16 protein-coding genes and 2 tRNA genes are annotated in these 13,789 nt (G+C 33.8%); 10 read left to right on the top strand and 8 right to left on the bottom strand.

Annotated elements, in window-relative coordinates; genetic code table 11:
• Window positions 1–3: 3 nt before the first annotated feature.
• From M0M44_RS01380 to msrB, 5 genes are all read right to left on the bottom strand, one after another.
• Window positions 4–1,272 carry an RNA polymerase sigma factor gene (locus M0M44_RS01380; RefSeq protein WP_248728188.1) on the bottom strand — a complete coding sequence of 423 codons (1,269 nt, stop codon included), beginning with the start codon at window positions 1,270–1,272 and terminating at the stop codon, window positions 4–6.
• Between the two features lie 62 nt (window positions 1,273–1,334).
• Window positions 1,335–1,673 carry a YciI family protein gene (locus M0M44_RS01375; RefSeq protein ID WP_073408983.1) on the bottom strand — a complete coding sequence of 113 codons (339 nt, stop codon included), beginning with the start codon at window positions 1,671–1,673 and terminating at the stop codon, window positions 1,335–1,337.
• A gap of 78 nt (window positions 1,674–1,751) precedes the next feature.
• Window positions 1,752–2,204, bottom strand: a complete 453-nt coding sequence (locus M0M44_RS01370; protein ID WP_248728187.1) for a carboxymuconolactone decarboxylase family protein — start codon at window positions 2,202–2,204, stop codon at window positions 1,752–1,754.
• A gap of 412 nt (window positions 2,205–2,616) precedes the next feature.
• Window positions 2,617–3,222 carry a peptide-methionine (S)-S-oxide reductase MsrA gene (gene msrA / locus M0M44_RS01365; protein ID WP_248728186.1) on the bottom strand — a complete coding sequence of 202 codons (606 nt, stop codon included), beginning with the start codon at window positions 3,220–3,222 and terminating at the stop codon, window positions 2,617–2,619.
• 6 nt (window positions 3,223–3,228) lie between these two features.
• Entirely contained in the window at window positions 3,229–3,783 is a 555-nt protein-coding gene (msrB, locus tag M0M44_RS01360; protein ID WP_248728185.1) for a peptide-methionine (R)-S-oxide reductase MsrB, read from the bottom strand.
• A 294-nt stretch (window positions 3,784–4,077) separates the two neighbouring features.
• On the opposite strand from msrB, the gene idi reads away from it, so the two are divergent.
• The 7 genes from idi to M0M44_RS01325 all read left to right on the top strand — a co-directional run bounded on the left by idi (window position 4,078) and on the right by M0M44_RS01325 (window position 7,181).
• A complete protein-coding gene (gene idi, locus M0M44_RS01355; RefSeq protein WP_073408979.1) occupies window positions 4,078–4,605 on the top strand; it encodes an isopentenyl-diphosphate Delta-isomerase in 528 nt (175 codons plus the stop codon).
• Window positions 4,606–4,626: 21 nt separating this feature from the next.
• Window positions 4,627–5,037, top strand: coding sequence for a 6-carboxytetrahydropterin synthase (locus M0M44_RS01350; protein ID WP_248728184.1), 411 nt, complete (start codon window positions 4,627–4,629; stop codon window positions 5,035–5,037).
• A 3-nt stretch (window positions 5,038–5,040) separates the two neighbouring features.
• A complete protein-coding gene (locus M0M44_RS01345) occupies window positions 5,041–5,499 on the top strand; it encodes a peroxiredoxin (protein WP_248728183.1) in 459 nt (152 codons plus the stop codon).
• Between the two features lie 57 nt (window positions 5,500–5,556).
• Window positions 5,557–6,525: a type I phosphomannose isomerase catalytic subunit gene (locus M0M44_RS01340; protein ID WP_248728182.1), complete on the top strand. Its 969-nt coding sequence runs from the start codon at window positions 5,557–5,559 to the stop codon at window positions 6,523–6,525.
• A 57-nt stretch (window positions 6,526–6,582) separates the two neighbouring features.
• Window positions 6,583–6,849, top strand: coding sequence for a hypothetical protein (locus M0M44_RS01335; RefSeq protein WP_111364281.1), 267 nt, complete (start codon window positions 6,583–6,585; stop codon window positions 6,847–6,849).
• 76 nt (window positions 6,850–6,925) lie between these two features.
• Window positions 6,926–6,999: transfer RNA gene (locus tag M0M44_RS01330), tRNA-Thr, on the top strand.
• 108 nt (window positions 7,000–7,107) lie between these two features.
• Window positions 7,108–7,181: transfer RNA gene (locus M0M44_RS01325), tRNA-Thr, on the top strand.
• 291 nt (window positions 7,182–7,472) lie between these two features.
• Here the strand turns inward: M0M44_RS01325 and M0M44_RS01320 are convergent.
• The 3 genes from M0M44_RS01320 to htpG all read right to left on the bottom strand — a co-directional run bounded on the left by M0M44_RS01320 (window position 7,473) and on the right by htpG (window position 11,273).
• Window positions 7,473–8,228 carry a DUF4369 domain-containing protein gene (locus M0M44_RS01320; protein WP_248728181.1) on the bottom strand — a complete coding sequence of 252 codons (756 nt, stop codon included), beginning with the start codon at window positions 8,226–8,228 and terminating at the stop codon, window positions 7,473–7,475.
• A 133-nt stretch (window positions 8,229–8,361) separates the two neighbouring features.
• Entirely contained in the window at window positions 8,362–9,195 is an 834-nt protein-coding gene (locus M0M44_RS01315) for a hypothetical protein (RefSeq protein WP_248728180.1), read from the bottom strand.
• A gap of 194 nt (window positions 9,196–9,389) precedes the next feature.
• Complete coding sequence (gene htpG, locus M0M44_RS01310; protein ID WP_248728179.1) at window positions 9,390–11,273, bottom strand: molecular chaperone HtpG; 1,884 nt, start codon at window positions 11,271–11,273, stop codon at window positions 9,390–9,392.
• Between the two features lie 203 nt (window positions 11,274–11,476).
• On the opposite strand from htpG, the gene M0M44_RS01305 reads away from it, so the two are divergent.
• From M0M44_RS01305 to M0M44_RS01295, 3 genes are all read left to right on the top strand, one after another.
• Window positions 11,477–11,980 carry a lipocalin family protein gene (locus tag M0M44_RS01305; protein ID WP_248728178.1) on the top strand — a complete coding sequence of 168 codons (504 nt, stop codon included), beginning with the start codon at window positions 11,477–11,479 and terminating at the stop codon, window positions 11,978–11,980.
• Window positions 11,981–11,999: 19 nt separating this feature from the next.
• Entirely contained in the window at window positions 12,000–12,695 is a 696-nt protein-coding gene (locus tag M0M44_RS01300; protein ID WP_095929388.1) for a YiaD family glycine zipper/OmpA-like lipoprotein, read from the top strand.
• 107 nt (window positions 12,696–12,802) lie between these two features.
• Window positions 12,803–13,753, top strand: a complete 951-nt coding sequence (locus tag M0M44_RS01295; RefSeq protein WP_248728177.1) for an ABC transporter ATP-binding protein — start codon at window positions 12,803–12,805, stop codon at window positions 13,751–13,753.
• Window positions 13,754–13,789 lie beyond the last annotated feature (36 nt).

Here is a 13,789-nt window from a genome sequence, read left to right as displayed (position 1 = left end):
ACCTCATTTCACTTTTTTGTTTTTATAGTCTATCAAATCTTGATTTAATTGCTCAATATTTTTACTGATAATATTTTTGTCAGCAGTAGTTTTGGCTAGATTTTTTGCTTTCTCAAAATGTTCTAATGCCTTTTTTGTGTCAGTTTCAGCATATAAATTTCCGAGTAGGGAATAATAAAAATGATTATCGGTTAAATTCAGTTTTTCAGCTTCTTTGATTGCTTCTGCTTTTCCTTTGACTTTGGCCAAGGCGTAAGTTCTATTTAAGGCCACAATTGGCGAATATTCTAAAATAATTAGATTGTTGTAGAGTTCCAGAATATTTTCCCATTTTTCTGAGGTTTCTGTTTTTATAGTGTGCCAATAGGCAATTCCAGCTTCTAAGTGGTATTTTGAAAGTGTATTTCCGGTTGAGGACTGGCTCAAAAAATAGGTTCCTTTATCAATTAATTCTTTATTCCATAAGGATTGATCTTGATTTTCGTATAAAATAATTTCACCATTAAAACCAGTTCGCGCATCAAATCTTGAAGAATGAAAACACATCACCGCCATTAACGCATTGGCTTGCGGCAGATTTGTACTTTTATTTTGAATTAATAAGTAAGTAAGGCGCATTGCTTCCGTACAAAGGTCTTTTCGTAAAGTAGTATTTTGCGAAATAGAATAGTAGCCTTCAGAATAAAGCAGATAAATAGTTTTTAGAACCGTTTGTATTCTGTCTATTATTTCAGAATTGCTCGGATGCTGAATTTTTATGTTTTCTTCTTTAAGTTTTTCTTTGGCGCGATTAATTCTTTTATAAATGACTTCTTTATTAGATAAAAAAGCATCAGAGATTTCGCTTACTCCAAAACCGCATAATAAATTTAAGGCAAGTGCAATTTGAGCTTCTTCAGAATTGCAAGGATTGCAAACCGTAAATATCATCGCAAGCTGACTATCGGCAATATTTTGATCTGATAAATCAATGTCGATTTCAGGATTGTTTAATGGCGTATTGTGTTTAATTTCAGAAACTATTTTGGTTTCAAAAACGTTATTTCTTTTCAAATAGTTTTTGCTTTTGTTTTTGGCAACGGTATATAGCCAAGCGGTTGGATTTTCTGGAATTCCTTTAATTGCCCAAGTTTCTGAAGCAGTCAAAAAAGTGTCGCTTACAATATCTTCGGCAATTTCGATATGATGAATGCCAAATAAACTGCAGAGAACCGAAACTATTTTTTGATATTCAGTTCTAAATAAATTGGGTATTAGTTCTTTGTGTTCCATGTTTTTAAGAAAAAAATGCCTAAGTAAAGATACAAAGGCATTTTTATATGTTGGTTTAAAATCTAAACGGCCATTCTAATTTCGACATTTCCTCCAAAATTTAAAACTGGACAGCCTTGTGCAATTTCGGCTGCCTCATCATAATCTTTGGCTTTAATGATGATTAAACCGCCAATTGATTCTTTGATTTCTACAAATGGACCGTCGGTAATTCCTTTATTCGAATTTACAAGTTTTCCTTGCCCGTCCCAGCGCTGTAAAGGTCTTGCCAATTTATCTTGTGCCGCCAGACTGCCAAACCAGTTTTGCCATTGCTGTAAATGCTGTTGCAATTCTTCTGGAGAAGGCTGGGTTTCTTTTGTTTTAAAATCTCTTCTGAAAATCAATAAAAACTCATTCATTTTTTTATGTTTTATAAGTGATCAATTTTTTTAGCTTTATAAAGTTACTCGTTTTTAGAAAACAACCTAATTGGTTTATTATCCAAATTGACCCACTCTGTAAGTTCCAGGAGTATTAGCAAAAGCAATATTTATGCGGTTCCAAGTGTTAATCGTTGCAATAGCAAGTGTAAGGTCAATTAATTCTTCTTCGGTAAATTCAGATTTCGCCATCTCGTAAATTTCGTCAGGAACATCGCAAGCGTTTACAGCTTCAGCATAAGCTAGGGCAACTCTTTCGCGTTTTGTGTAATAAGGAGTTTCTTTCCATGCACTCAATCCAAATAAACGCTGTGTAGTTTCGCCATTAGCTAAGGCTTCTTTTGAGTGCATATCTAGACAATAAGCACAGTTGTTAATTTGAGATATTCTGAAATCTACCAATTCCATTAAAGATCTCTCGATTGTTGATTTTTTCAAATAGCCGGTAATTCCAAATAAAGTGCTTATTGCTTTTTGACCTTTTTCGAATACATTAATTCTAGTTTCCATGATATATAATTTTTAATTGTTTATACCCTAATGACAACTGAACTTTCAGAATTGGACAAAAAAAAATAAAAAAAAGTGAATTATTTTTTCAGCTAGATAAAAACCCAATATTTACAAGGGTTTGTGAAATAGGAAGGCTGTCTCAATAGACAGCCTTTTTGGGTTAATAGAATATTTATAAAATTATGCTATCAGCAAACCCCAGCGGGGTGAAATATTTATAGAATTTAATAGGACAAATAAAAAAGCTCCGGAGGAGCGACATATTTTTTACAATCTAATATATGCCGCTCCTCCGGAGCTTTGTATTATAAAAACATTCTTGCTATAAATATTTCGCTTCTCCGAAGCTTGAAGAAAGAAAGAGGCTGTCTCAAAAAAGACAGTCTTTATAATATCTGTTTAATACTCTTTATTTCTTTTTGAGCTTGTCTTTAAAAACCTTTTCAAATTTTTCTAATTTTGGCTGAATGACCATTTTGCAATACGGCTGATTTTTATTGTTTGCATAATAGTTTTGATGATAATCTTCGGCTTTATAAAAAACTTTAAAAGGCTCTACTTTTGTCACAATGGGATTGCTGTAAACTTTTGCTTTGTTGAGGTCGGCAATAATGCTTTGTGCTGCTTTTTTCTGTTCTTCATTTTTGTAGAAAATAACAGAACGATATTGAGTTCCCACATCGGCTCCCTGACGATTTAAAGTTGTCGGATCGTGAACAGTAAAAAAGACTTTGAAAATTTCGTTAATATCGGTTACGTTTTTATCGTAAGTAATCTGTACTACTTCGGCATGACCTGTTTGTCCTGTGCAAACTTCTTCATAAGTCGGATTTGCAACTTTTCCTCCTGAAAATCCAGACACAACAGATTTTACTCCGTCTAGCTGTTCGTAAACTGCTTCAACGCACCAGTAACAGCCTCCGCCTAATGTAATGGTTTCCAGATTAGCTTTTTTATTTTGCGCAATGCCATTCAGCGAAAGCGCAAAAAAGCATATTAAAAGTATATTTTTCATTTTAGATTATTTATTATCAGGAACAAAATCAAGAGCAATCGAGTTCATACAGTAGCGTTTTCCTGTAGGGGGAGGGCCATCATCAAAGATGTGTCCTAAATGTCCGCCACAGCGTCCGCAAAGGGTTTCGATTCTTTCCATTCCAAGTGAGTTGTCTTCTTTAAAAACAATGCTTTTTTTGTTTTCCTGTTCAAAAAAACTTGGCCATCCGCAGCTGCTTGAAAATTTAGCAGTCGATCTAAAAAGCAAGTTGCCACAAGAAGCGCAGTAATAAGTTCCTTTTTCGTCAGTATTCCAATATTTTCCCGTAAAAGGCCTTTCGGTGTCAGCCTCACGCATTACAGCATAAACATCTTCCGGTAAAACCTTTTTCCATTCGGCATTGCTTACATTGAGTTTAGTTGTGTCGGTATTGGAGTAATAAGGATTTCCGGGTTTACTGATTTTATTTTCCATAATAACTGTTTTTGCAGATTGTTTTTTCGTGTTCTGTCCGCAGGCTTGTAAAATAAAGAGTGGCAGTAAAAAGCAAAGGCTGAAAATTAAATTTTTAGATTTCATAAGTTCTTGGTGCATTAATCTGTATATCAAAGATACGCTGAGAATTAGCTTCAAAATACAGTCATGGTTATTATTGAGATTTTTTTAAGTGTGTTTTAACTTTTTATTAGTTACGTAAAAGAAGACAATGTAGTTTTTATGTCTTAATTTTAACAGCTTTTAAAAATTTAGTGTAAATTATAATATTGTAAATCAGTAAAATAGAAAATTGGTCAGAAGCTTACTTTTGGACAAGCTTAATTAGCATTTTTAAGCCATTTCTTTTTTCGTATTTTTGTTTGCTTAAGAAGCCTTATGACAGAAGAAAACGTAATACTAGTTAATCAAAACGATGAACAGATTGGCTTAATGCCAAAATTAGAAGCACATGAAAAAGCGCTATTGCACCGTGCCTTTTCGGTTTTTATTTTAAATAGTAAAAACGAAATTATGCTGCAACAACGTGCTCATCATAAATACCATTCTCCGTTGCTTTGGACAAACACTTGCTGCAGCCATCAGAGAGAGGGAGAAACAAACATCGAAGCGGGAAGCCGAAGATTGTTTGAGGAAATGGGGTTTAAAGCCGAATTGAAAGAGCTGTTTCACTTTATATACAAAGCGCCTTTTGACAACGGTTTGACAGAACATGAACTGGACCATGTTATGATTGGTTATTATAATGAGGAACCGAACATAAATCCAGACGAGGTAGAAGACTGGAAATGGATGAGTATTGAAGATGTTAAAGCAGATATTGAAAAACAGCCCGAAATTTACACCGTATGGTTTAAGATAATTTTTGATGAATTTGATCATTATCTCGAAGACCATAAATTATAGCCAAACTAACCAAAAGCATAAATGAGAGTAACCATATCAAGAAAAGCACATTTTAATGCTGCACATCGACTGCATCGAAAGGATTGGTCATTTGAGAAAAACGATGCTGTTTTTGGAAAATGCAACAATCCCAACTTTCATGGTCATAATTATGGTTTAACAGTAAGTGTTACAGGAAAAATTGACCCCGAAACTGGTTTTGTTTTAGATGTGAAAGTATTAGCGGATATTATACGAGAGGAAGTAGAAATTCCGTTTGATCACAAAAATCTGAATTTGGATGTTCCTGAATTTGCAGATTTGAATCCGACCGCAGAGAATATTGCTGTTGTGATATGGAATAAAATTAGACAACGAATTCATACTGACTTTGATCTTGAAGTCGTGCTGAACGAAACGGAACGAAATTTTGTAACTTATAAAGGAGAATAAAAAATGTCATTAAAAATAGGAGATATAGTTCCGAATTTTACTGCGAAAGACAACAATGGTGAACTTTTTGAAAGCCAAAGCGTTTTAGGAAGAAAACCGCTGGTGATTTATTTTTACCCAAAAGATAATACGCCAGGATGTACAACCGAAGCTTGCAGTTTTCGGGATCAATACGAAGATTTTAAAGATTTAGGAGCTGAGGTAATTGGTATTAGCAGTGATAGTGTAAAATCACATCATAAATTTGCTGCTAAACACAAATTGCCTTTTATTTTGCTTTCTGATCAGGATAAAAGATTAAGAAAACTTTTTGGTGTCCGCAATAACTTGTTCGGACTTCTGCCAGGACGCGTTACCTATATAATTGATAAAAATGGTTTGCTGATTTCGATATTTGACAGTGCAAATGCTGTAAAACATATACCGAAAGCCTTAGAAATCGTTCAAGAATTAGTATCGTAGATTACCAAAATAGTATCAAGTTAGAATTAATTAAATAAATATATTAGCCTAAAAAACATGAGTCAAAATTTATACCCTTTGCAATTTGAACCGATTTTGAAAGAAAGAATCTGGGGAGGAGAAAAATTGAAAACTATTTTAAATAAACCAATCGTTTCTAAAATTACTGGCGAAAGCTGGGAATTGTCTACGGTGCCAGGAGATGTAAGTGTGGTTGCAAATGGAGTTTTAAAAGGAAAATCGTTAATGGATTTGATTGATGAAACGCCAGATGCGATTTTAGGAACTAAAGTTTATGAAAGATTTGGAAAACAGTTTCCGTTACTTTTTAAATATCTTGATGCTAGGGAAGACCTTTCTATTCAAGTGCATCCAAATGATAAGCTGGCAAAAGAGCGCCATAATTCATTCGGAAAAACCGAAATGTGGTATGTAATGCAGGCAGATGCCGATGCTAGAATTATTGTAGGTTTTAAAGAAGATTCTAGTAAAGAAGAATATTTGAAACATTTACACGATAATACTTTGGTTTCTATTTTAGATGATGTGAAAGCAAAATCGGGAGATGTTTTTTTCTTAGAAACAGGAACTGTTCACGCAATTGGCGCGGGATTGGTTGTTGCAGAAATTCAACAAACTTCTGATATTACGTATCGTTTATACGATTTTGATCGTGTTGATGCACAAGGAAACAAAAGAGAACTGCATGTAGATTTAGCACTTGATGCTATTAACTACAATAAAGTTGATACACAAAAGAAATACGATTCGAAAGCGAATACTTCGAATACAGTTGTAGACTGTCCTTATTTTACAACTAATTTTCTTCCGCTAGAAAATAAATTAGAAGTGGCTAAAAATGGTGAAACATTTACCGTTTATATGTGTATTGAAGGAAGCTTCGAAATCGAATATGACGGATTTAAGCATGCTTACATTAAAGGAGATACTGTCTTGGTTCCAGCTGCGATAAATGCATTTAACTTGAGCGGAAAAGCTTCAATTTTAGAAATTTACATTTCTTAGCATTAAATTTAAAGATAATATGTACTTTTGCAGACGCAAATTAAAATAATAAGAAAAATGGCAAACGTTAAGAATTTAAAGAAAGACATCAACTTCGTATTAGGAGATATTATTGAGGCAGTTTACTTGTTTGAGATGTCAACAACAGGAAATCCTACTCCAGAAACGAATGCTTTGGTCGATGAAGCTATTGCTGCATTCGATACTTTGATTACAAAAGTGAACGCAAAGAACGTTGAAAATAAAAAAGCACACTTCAAGCAAATTAATGTTGAATTAGAACAAGCTGCTAATCAATTGATTGAAAAAATCAACGCATTATAGGCAAAAAAAAGTGTAAAAAAGTGCAAATTTATTTTGGGAAATTGAAAAACCGCTTTATATTTGCACCCGTAATGACGCCGATGTAGCTCAGCTGGCTAGAGCAGCTGATTTGTAATCAGCAGGTCGTGGGTTCGAGTCCCTCTATCGGCTCAACGGAAACCATCACAGAAATGTGGTGGTTTTTTTAATTATAGAGAGAGGTGTGAATTTTTTTTTGGAATATTAAAAAACATTTATATCTTTGCACTCGCAAAATAGGCCGATGTAGCTCAGCTGGCTAGAGCAGCTGATTTGTAATCAGCAGGTCGTGGGTTCGAGTCCCTCTATCGGCTCAAAAACCATCACAGAAATGTGGTGGTTTTTTTTATGCAAAAAATACAAAATCCCAAAAAAATAAATACAAAATTCCAGTTTTTGATTACGGAAGTTTTTTCAAAGGTAAACCTCGGTTTTAGCTGCGGGAAACATATAGTGTAATAATCCTATAATGATGATATAATTGCATTCTAACAGTTAAAAAACGTTAGGGTGGTGAAGTAGGTTTGCAATTGTTATTATTGTTGAATTTAAGCATAAAAAAACGTCCTGATAATTCAGGACGTTTTCATTGTTGTTTTTATGTTTTATTCAGCTGGAGCTGGAGTTGTTGCGGCTGCTGGAGCATTTTGTTCTGCTTTTTTGACTTCAGCGACATACTTGGTTAATTTCTTTCCATAAAGCGATTGTGCTACTTTTGGCGTCATTGATTTTTGAATGGTATCAAGAAACTTCAAATTGATATCGTAAATCTCTGCTAAAGCAATATAAGGTGCTACTTCGTGGTCTTTATTGTTTATGGCAAAGTTTGTAGCGTACAAATATTTTCTTTTAATGTTGGACTGTTGTTTTGCGTCAATGCTGTCAATTGCTTTTTGGTCTTGTCTTTTTAAAGCTTTAAATTTTGCTTCAACCATAGATAAATTATCGTCTCTAAAACGCGTGTTTATTTTTTGGTATTCTTCATATAATTCCTGATTTTTTGAACCAGTAATTTTTGCACCAGCGATGAAGTTGTCTAAATTAGTATCGATATTTATATTTCCTGGCTCGGCAAAGAATAAAATGTTATTGTCTAATGAGTTTGTTACCCCTCGATCTAAATACAAATAAAGCATTTCTGGAGATTCTAATTTAATATCTCTTTCAAAAGCTGAGTTTCCATCAATTTTGATGCTGTCAATAGCAACAAGAGAAGTGTCGACAATTCTTTGGATATATAAAGTTCCGGTTTTTAAACCTTTAATGTTTCCTGTGATGTGTAGGTTATCAGCAGCTGATTCTTTTTTGCTGCAAGATGCTAATACTGCAAGAGTAACAAAAGCAATTAGTGTTTTTTTCATTAGTTTTTGAGATTTTGGTGCAAAATAAAGAAAATAGTTTAAATGTAAATAGAGCTGATGTTTTATTTTTATAAAAAAAATAAATCCCAATTTATTTCTAAATTGGGATTTTAAAGTAGTGCAGGAAAAGGCTTTACATCGACAAAATAAACGAAGTGCCATTTTCGTGCGTATAAGTGTAATTGGAATCGCAGTCATTGTTTCCGTAATCTATGACTCCGTTTAAAATACCTCCTTGTACTTTTAATTGTCCTTTGGAGATAAATAAACATGAATATTTTTTAATTAGTGGTTCTTTTACTGTTAAAGTAAGTGTTGCCCCATTTGATGCTATTACGGTATGTGTGCCATCTGTAATTTCATATACATTATCAGATAAAACAAAAGGAGTATCTACGCCTGCGGTTTGTTTAGTAGTGTAAATTCCTGAATTGGTATAAACCCCTCCTTGTAAGTCTGTTAATTTTCCATTAGTCACTTTTCTGGTCCATTGCGGTGTGGTAGGTACAGTTGTAGTATTTGTGTATTCAATAATTCCTTCAAGTTTGATGTCTTTTATAGAGTAGTCAATTCTTTTAATTGTCATTTTGCTTCCAGTTTCTGTAATTGGCCCTGAAAGAGTTACTTCTAGTTTTCCTTTTCGTGTAAGATTATTTGCGTCTTTGCATCCTGCTGTTCCAAAATCAGCTAAAAAGACTTTAGGATATTCTGTTCCGTTTGGTGTGCTAATAGTAACTGTTGCGCAAATTCCGGCTGGTGTTTCAGCAGCTTTTCCTGTAGTTGAGGTGCTTGTTGAAATTAAAAGACTGGTGTTGAGGTCCATTTCGTTTGAAGCATCAATGGCAACTGATGCTCCAACGCTGGTCAAATCTGTTGAGACGGCTGGGTCGTTATTGTCACTTGAACAAGAAACGTATAAAAGTGCTGTGGCACAAATGGTTGTTAGTAAGATAGCAGTTTTTTTCATAGGGTCTTTTTGTTTTGGGTTAGATAAATAAGGCAGTCAAATGTAATAAAAAAAATGAATTGCAATAAAGATCATTTAGTGGTAATCTATAGAGCTTTATAACGAATTTTTGAAGAAAAAATTATGGTCGAAGAGATGAGAAATAAAAAAAGCCGCCCAAACTGGGCAGCTTTTATAAGATAGTATCTAAATGCTTATTTGATCATTTCGAAACTTCTTTTTACGAAAGCAGTAAGCGCTTCGCCTTTTAATAGGTTTTGAGATAATTTAGCTAAATCTAAAGCTTGCTTAACTAAATGCTCTTGGTGCGTTTTGTCTTCTGTATTCAAGATGTTTGAAGCCAAATCAGAATTAGTGTTTACCACCAAATTGTACATTTCTGGCATATTACCCATTCCGAACATTCCGCCACCGCCTGTCTGGCTCATTTCTTTCATTCTGCGCATAAATTCTGGCTGCGTAATAATGAATGGAGCTGCTTGAGAATCCATAGCTTCCAATTGTACACTATATGCTTTTGGAATGTAAGCTTCTAAAGAAGTTTTTAAAGCAGCTTTTTCGTCATCAGAAAGTTTAGAAATAGTGTTTTCTTCTTTTTTAATTAAGTTGTCAATGTGATCAGAGTCAACACGTACAAAAGTTAATCCGCTATTATCGTTTTCAATTTTTTGGATTAAATGCGAAATAATCGGAGAATCTAAAAGCAATACTTCGTAGCCTTTATCTTTTGCTGCCTCAATGTAAGAGTGCTGAGCATCTTTGTTTCCAGCGTAAAGAACAACTAATTTGCCGTCTTTATCGGTTTGGTTTTCTTTTAATTTTTCTTTTAATTCCTCTAAAGTAAAGTATGTATCATCTACAGTTGGGTACAAAACAAATGCACCTGCTTTTTCGTAGAATTTCTCTTCAGAAAGCATTCCGTATTCTAGAACGATTTTAATGTCGTTCCATTTTGCTTCAAAATCAGCACGGTTTTCATTAAATAAAGCTTTTAATTTATCGGCTACTTTACGAGTAATGTAGTTTGAGATTTTCTTAACAGCTCCATCTGCTTGTAAGCCAGAACGAGAAACGTTTAATGGAATATCTGGAGAATCGATAACACCTTTTAACATTGTCAAGAATTCAGGAACAATTCCTTCTACGTTGTCAGTAACGTAAACTTGGTTTTGGTACAGCTGAATTTTGTCTTTCTGGATTTGCATATCGTTACCCAATTTCGGGAAATACAAAATACCAGTTAAGTTAAATGGATAATCAACATTTAAATGAATGTGGAATAAAGGCTCTTCAAATTGCATTGGATACAACTCTCTGTAGAAGTTTTTGTAATCTTCGTCAGATAATTCAGTAGGCTGTTTTGTCCAAGCTGGATTTGGGTTGTTAATGATATTATCAGTTTCAACTGTTTCATTAACGTAATCTTCTGGAGCGTCTTCTGGTTTAGGAAGCGTTTCAGTTCTTGTTCCGAATTTAATCGGAATAGGCATGAACTTGTTATACTTATTTAATAAACCACTGATTTTAGAATCGTCTAAGAATTCTAAAGAATCTTCAGCGATATGAAGAATGATTTCTGTTCCGCGTGAAGTTTTGTCAGCTGGTTCTAAAGTAAATTCAGGACTTCCGTCACATGTCCAATGTGCTGCTGGCTCATCTTTATACGATTTTGTAATGATTTCAACTTTTTCAGCTACCATAAAAGCAGAGTAGAAACCAAGACCAAAATGTCCGATAATTCCAGAATCTTTAGCAGAATCTTTGTATTTGTCTAAGAATTCTTCAGCGCCTGAAAAAGCAACTTGATTGATGTATTTTTCAACTTCATCAGCTGTCATACCTAAACCTTGATCGATAATGTGGATTTTTTTACCTTCTTTGTCCACTTTAACTTCAATGATCGGATTGCCATATTCTACTTTCGCTTCACCAATGCTGATAAGATGTTTTAATTTTAAAGTAGCATCGGTACCGTTAGAAACAAGCTCGCGTAAGAAGATTTCATGGTCGCTGTATAAGAACTTTTTAATTAAAGGAAAAATGTTTTCTACTGAAACATTAATTTTACCTGTTGCCATATTTTTTGATTTTTATTTTAATGTGATGATTTTCACTTATTCAAATAGAATACCAATTGTTTTTAGGGTGACAAAATGTCGGAAATGTTAATTTTGAAAGAAAATAAATAGATTCTAAAACGAAAATTATCTTTATGAATCGTATATTTGTGGTACAATAATTGTTAAAAAGGCAAGTATTAATCTAAAAAAAATTGTACAAAATGAAGAAAAGTATTTTTATATGCTTGATTGCCGCTATGTTTTTTGCGTGTAAATCAGCTTCGTCAACAGCTTCATCTTCTGAAGCTACTACGCTTTCAACAAAACTTGACAAATCGACTCAAGTAGCGTTAAAAGGGAATTGGGTACTTACCAATGTTTCTTACCCAGGTTCTGATTATATCAAAGTAAATTCATTTGATCTCGCAGATTCAAAATGTTTTATTAGAAGTACTTGGAGCTTTATTTCGAATAATAATAAAGGAACAATGGCTTTGACTTCGCCAAGTTGTACTGGATTTTCTTCGCCAATTGTATGGAGTATCAACAATCAAGGTTTGTTTGTATTGAAAATTCTTAATGCAGGCGAAAAAGCGAAGAAAGTAAGAGATGGTTATTTGCTTAAAGTTGCAGGTGTAACTGAAAGTTCTTTTCAGTTAATTGATAATATCAATGTTGGAGGTCAGGTTAAAGATGTGGTTTACCAATTTCAAAGAGCTAATTAATATTTTAAAGATATAGAAAATGAGAAAGATAACGGTTTTAGGTTTAAGTAGTTTAATGGTTATAGCTAGTTTTTTTACAAGCTGTGATTCAGTAAAAAACGCAAATAATACACAAAAAGGAGCCGGAATTGGTGTAGTTGCAGGTGGTGTTATTGGTGGTATTTTAGGAAATAATATCGGACGAGGCGGAAACGCTGCTTTAGGAGCTGCAATTGGAGCTGCTGTAGGTGGGGGAACTGGAGCTTTGATCGGAAATAAAATGGATAAGCAAGCTCGTGAAATTGATCAAGCTTTACCAGGTGCTTCTGTTGAAAGAGTTGGTGAAGGTATCCACTTAACATTAAACGAAAATGCTGTTCGTTTTGATACTAATAAATCTACTTTGACAGCTCAAGCAAAAGCTAATTTAGATAAGTTAGTTCCTGTATTTAATGATTATGGAGATACAGATATTCAAATTTTTGGTTACACAGATAATACTGGAAAACCAGAATATAACTTGACACTTTCTGGACAAAGAGCTGCTTCTGTGCAAGCTTATTTAGTTTCAAAAGGATTAAAATCAAGCCGTTTCAAAACTTCAGGTTTAGGAATTGCAGATCCAATTGCAACAAATGATACTCCAGAAGGAAGAGCTCAAAACCGTCGTGTTGAATTTTCAATTACAGCAAACGACAAAATGGTAAATGACGCTAAAGCAGAAGCTGGAAAATAGTTTCTAATAAAATAAATTATCAAAAAAGCTGTTTCAAATAATTGAAGCAGCTTTTTTTTGACTTTAGAAATTAAACATTGTAAATTTGACGACTCATATTACAACTCATGCTTGACATTCAAAATATATCTTTTTCGTACACCGAAAACCCCGTTATAAAAAACATCTCTTTTTCTATTGAAAAAGGCCAGAATATTGCGATTATTGGCGAGAGTGGCTGCGGAAAAAGTACGCTACTCAAGCTTATATACGGATTATACGATCTCGATGAGGGGAAGATTTTTTATGGTGACAAACCAATCTTGGGGCCAAAGTTCAATCTCATTCCAGGGATGCCTTATATGAAATATCTGGCACAGGATTTTGATTTGTCTCCATATGAAACGGTTGCAGAAAACGTAGGTAAGTTTCTCTCGAACGGTTTTGCAAACATGAAAAAGCTTCGTGTTCAGGAATTGTTAGAGATGGTAGAAATGGATCAGTTTGCAAATGTTAAGACTAAATTTCTAAGTGGTGGACAACAGCAAAGAGTGGCGCTGGTTAGAGTTTTGGCCTTAGAACCAGAAGTAATTTTGTTAGACGAGCCATTTAGTCAGATAGATGCTTTTAGAAAAAATGCTTTACGTCGTAATTTATTTCGTTATCTAAAACAAAAGGGAATTACGTGTATTATTGCAACACATGATAGTACAGATGCTTTGTCTTTTGCCGATCAGGCAATCGTGATGAGAAACGGAGAAGTTTTGGTAAAAGACGATCCTTCAAAAATATATGAAGATCCACAGGTTAAATATGTGGCATCTTTGTTTGGAGAAGTAAATGAAATTCCGACTCATTTATTATTGTCTTACGCAGACGAAACGCATAAAACATTGGTTTATCCGCATCAATTTAAAATGGTTTCGGAATCAAAGTTGATGGTAAAGATTAGAAGAACTTATTTTAGAGGAAGCCATTATTTGATTGAAACAGTTTATAAAAGACAGTTGATTTTCTTTGAAAGCGAAATAGATTTGCCACTTGAACAAGAAGTTTTTCTGGCTTTAAATTATTTATAAAAAGAAACCGATAGTTAATTCTATCGGGTTCCTTTT

This window comes from Flavobacterium humidisoli (assembly GCF_023272795.1).
Taxonomy (GTDB): domain Bacteria; phylum Bacteroidota; class Bacteroidia; order Flavobacteriales; family Flavobacteriaceae; genus Flavobacterium; species Flavobacterium humidisoli.
The sequence above is the reverse complement of the archived record's forward strand: the minus strand, read 5'-3'. Positions and strand labels throughout refer to the sequence as shown.

Excerpts from the sequence above, each read along its gene's own strand:
- M0M44_RS01380 (WP_248728188.1), bottom strand. The coding sequence starts at position 1,272 with ATGGAACACAAAGAACTAATACCCAATTTATTTAGAACTGAATATCAA.
- M0M44_RS01375 (WP_073408983.1), bottom strand. The coding sequence starts at position 1,673 with ATGAATGAGTTTTTATTGATTTTCAGAAGAGATTTTAAAACAAAAGAA.
- M0M44_RS01370 (WP_248728187.1), bottom strand. The coding sequence starts at position 2,204 with ATGGAAACTAGAATTAATGTATTCGAAAAAGGTCAAAAAGCAATAAGC.
- msrA (WP_248728186.1), bottom strand. The coding sequence starts at position 3,222 with ATGAAAAATATACTTTTAATATGCTTTTTTGCGCTTTCGCTGAATGGC.
- msrB (WP_248728185.1), bottom strand. The coding sequence starts at position 3,783 with ATGAAATCTAAAAATTTAATTTTCAGCCTTTGCTTTTTACTGCCACTC.
- idi (WP_073408979.1), top strand. The coding sequence starts at position 4,078 with ATGACAGAAGAAAACGTAATACTAGTTAATCAAAACGATGAACAGATT.
- M0M44_RS01350 (WP_248728184.1), top strand. The coding sequence starts at position 4,627 with ATGAGAGTAACCATATCAAGAAAAGCACATTTTAATGCTGCACATCGA.
- M0M44_RS01345 (WP_248728183.1), top strand. The coding sequence starts at position 5,041 with ATGTCATTAAAAATAGGAGATATAGTTCCGAATTTTACTGCGAAAGAC.
- M0M44_RS01340 (WP_248728182.1), top strand. The coding sequence starts at position 5,557 with ATGAGTCAAAATTTATACCCTTTGCAATTTGAACCGATTTTGAAAGAA.
- M0M44_RS01335 (WP_111364281.1), top strand. The coding sequence starts at position 6,583 with ATGGCAAACGTTAAGAATTTAAAGAAAGACATCAACTTCGTATTAGGA.
- M0M44_RS01320 (WP_248728181.1), bottom strand. The coding sequence starts at position 8,228 with ATGAAAAAAACACTAATTGCTTTTGTTACTCTTGCAGTATTAGCATCT.
- M0M44_RS01315 (WP_248728180.1), bottom strand. The coding sequence starts at position 9,195 with ATGAAAAAAACTGCTATCTTACTAACAACCATTTGTGCCACAGCACTT.
- htpG (WP_248728179.1), bottom strand. The coding sequence starts at position 11,273 with ATGGCAACAGGTAAAATTAATGTTTCAGTAGAAAACATTTTTCCTTTA.
- M0M44_RS01305 (WP_248728178.1), top strand. The coding sequence starts at position 11,477 with ATGAAGAAAAGTATTTTTATATGCTTGATTGCCGCTATGTTTTTTGCG.
- M0M44_RS01300 (WP_095929388.1), top strand. The coding sequence starts at position 12,000 with ATGAGAAAGATAACGGTTTTAGGTTTAAGTAGTTTAATGGTTATAGCT.
- M0M44_RS01295 (WP_248728177.1), top strand. The coding sequence starts at position 12,803 with ATGCTTGACATTCAAAATATATCTTTTTCGTACACCGAAAACCCCGTT.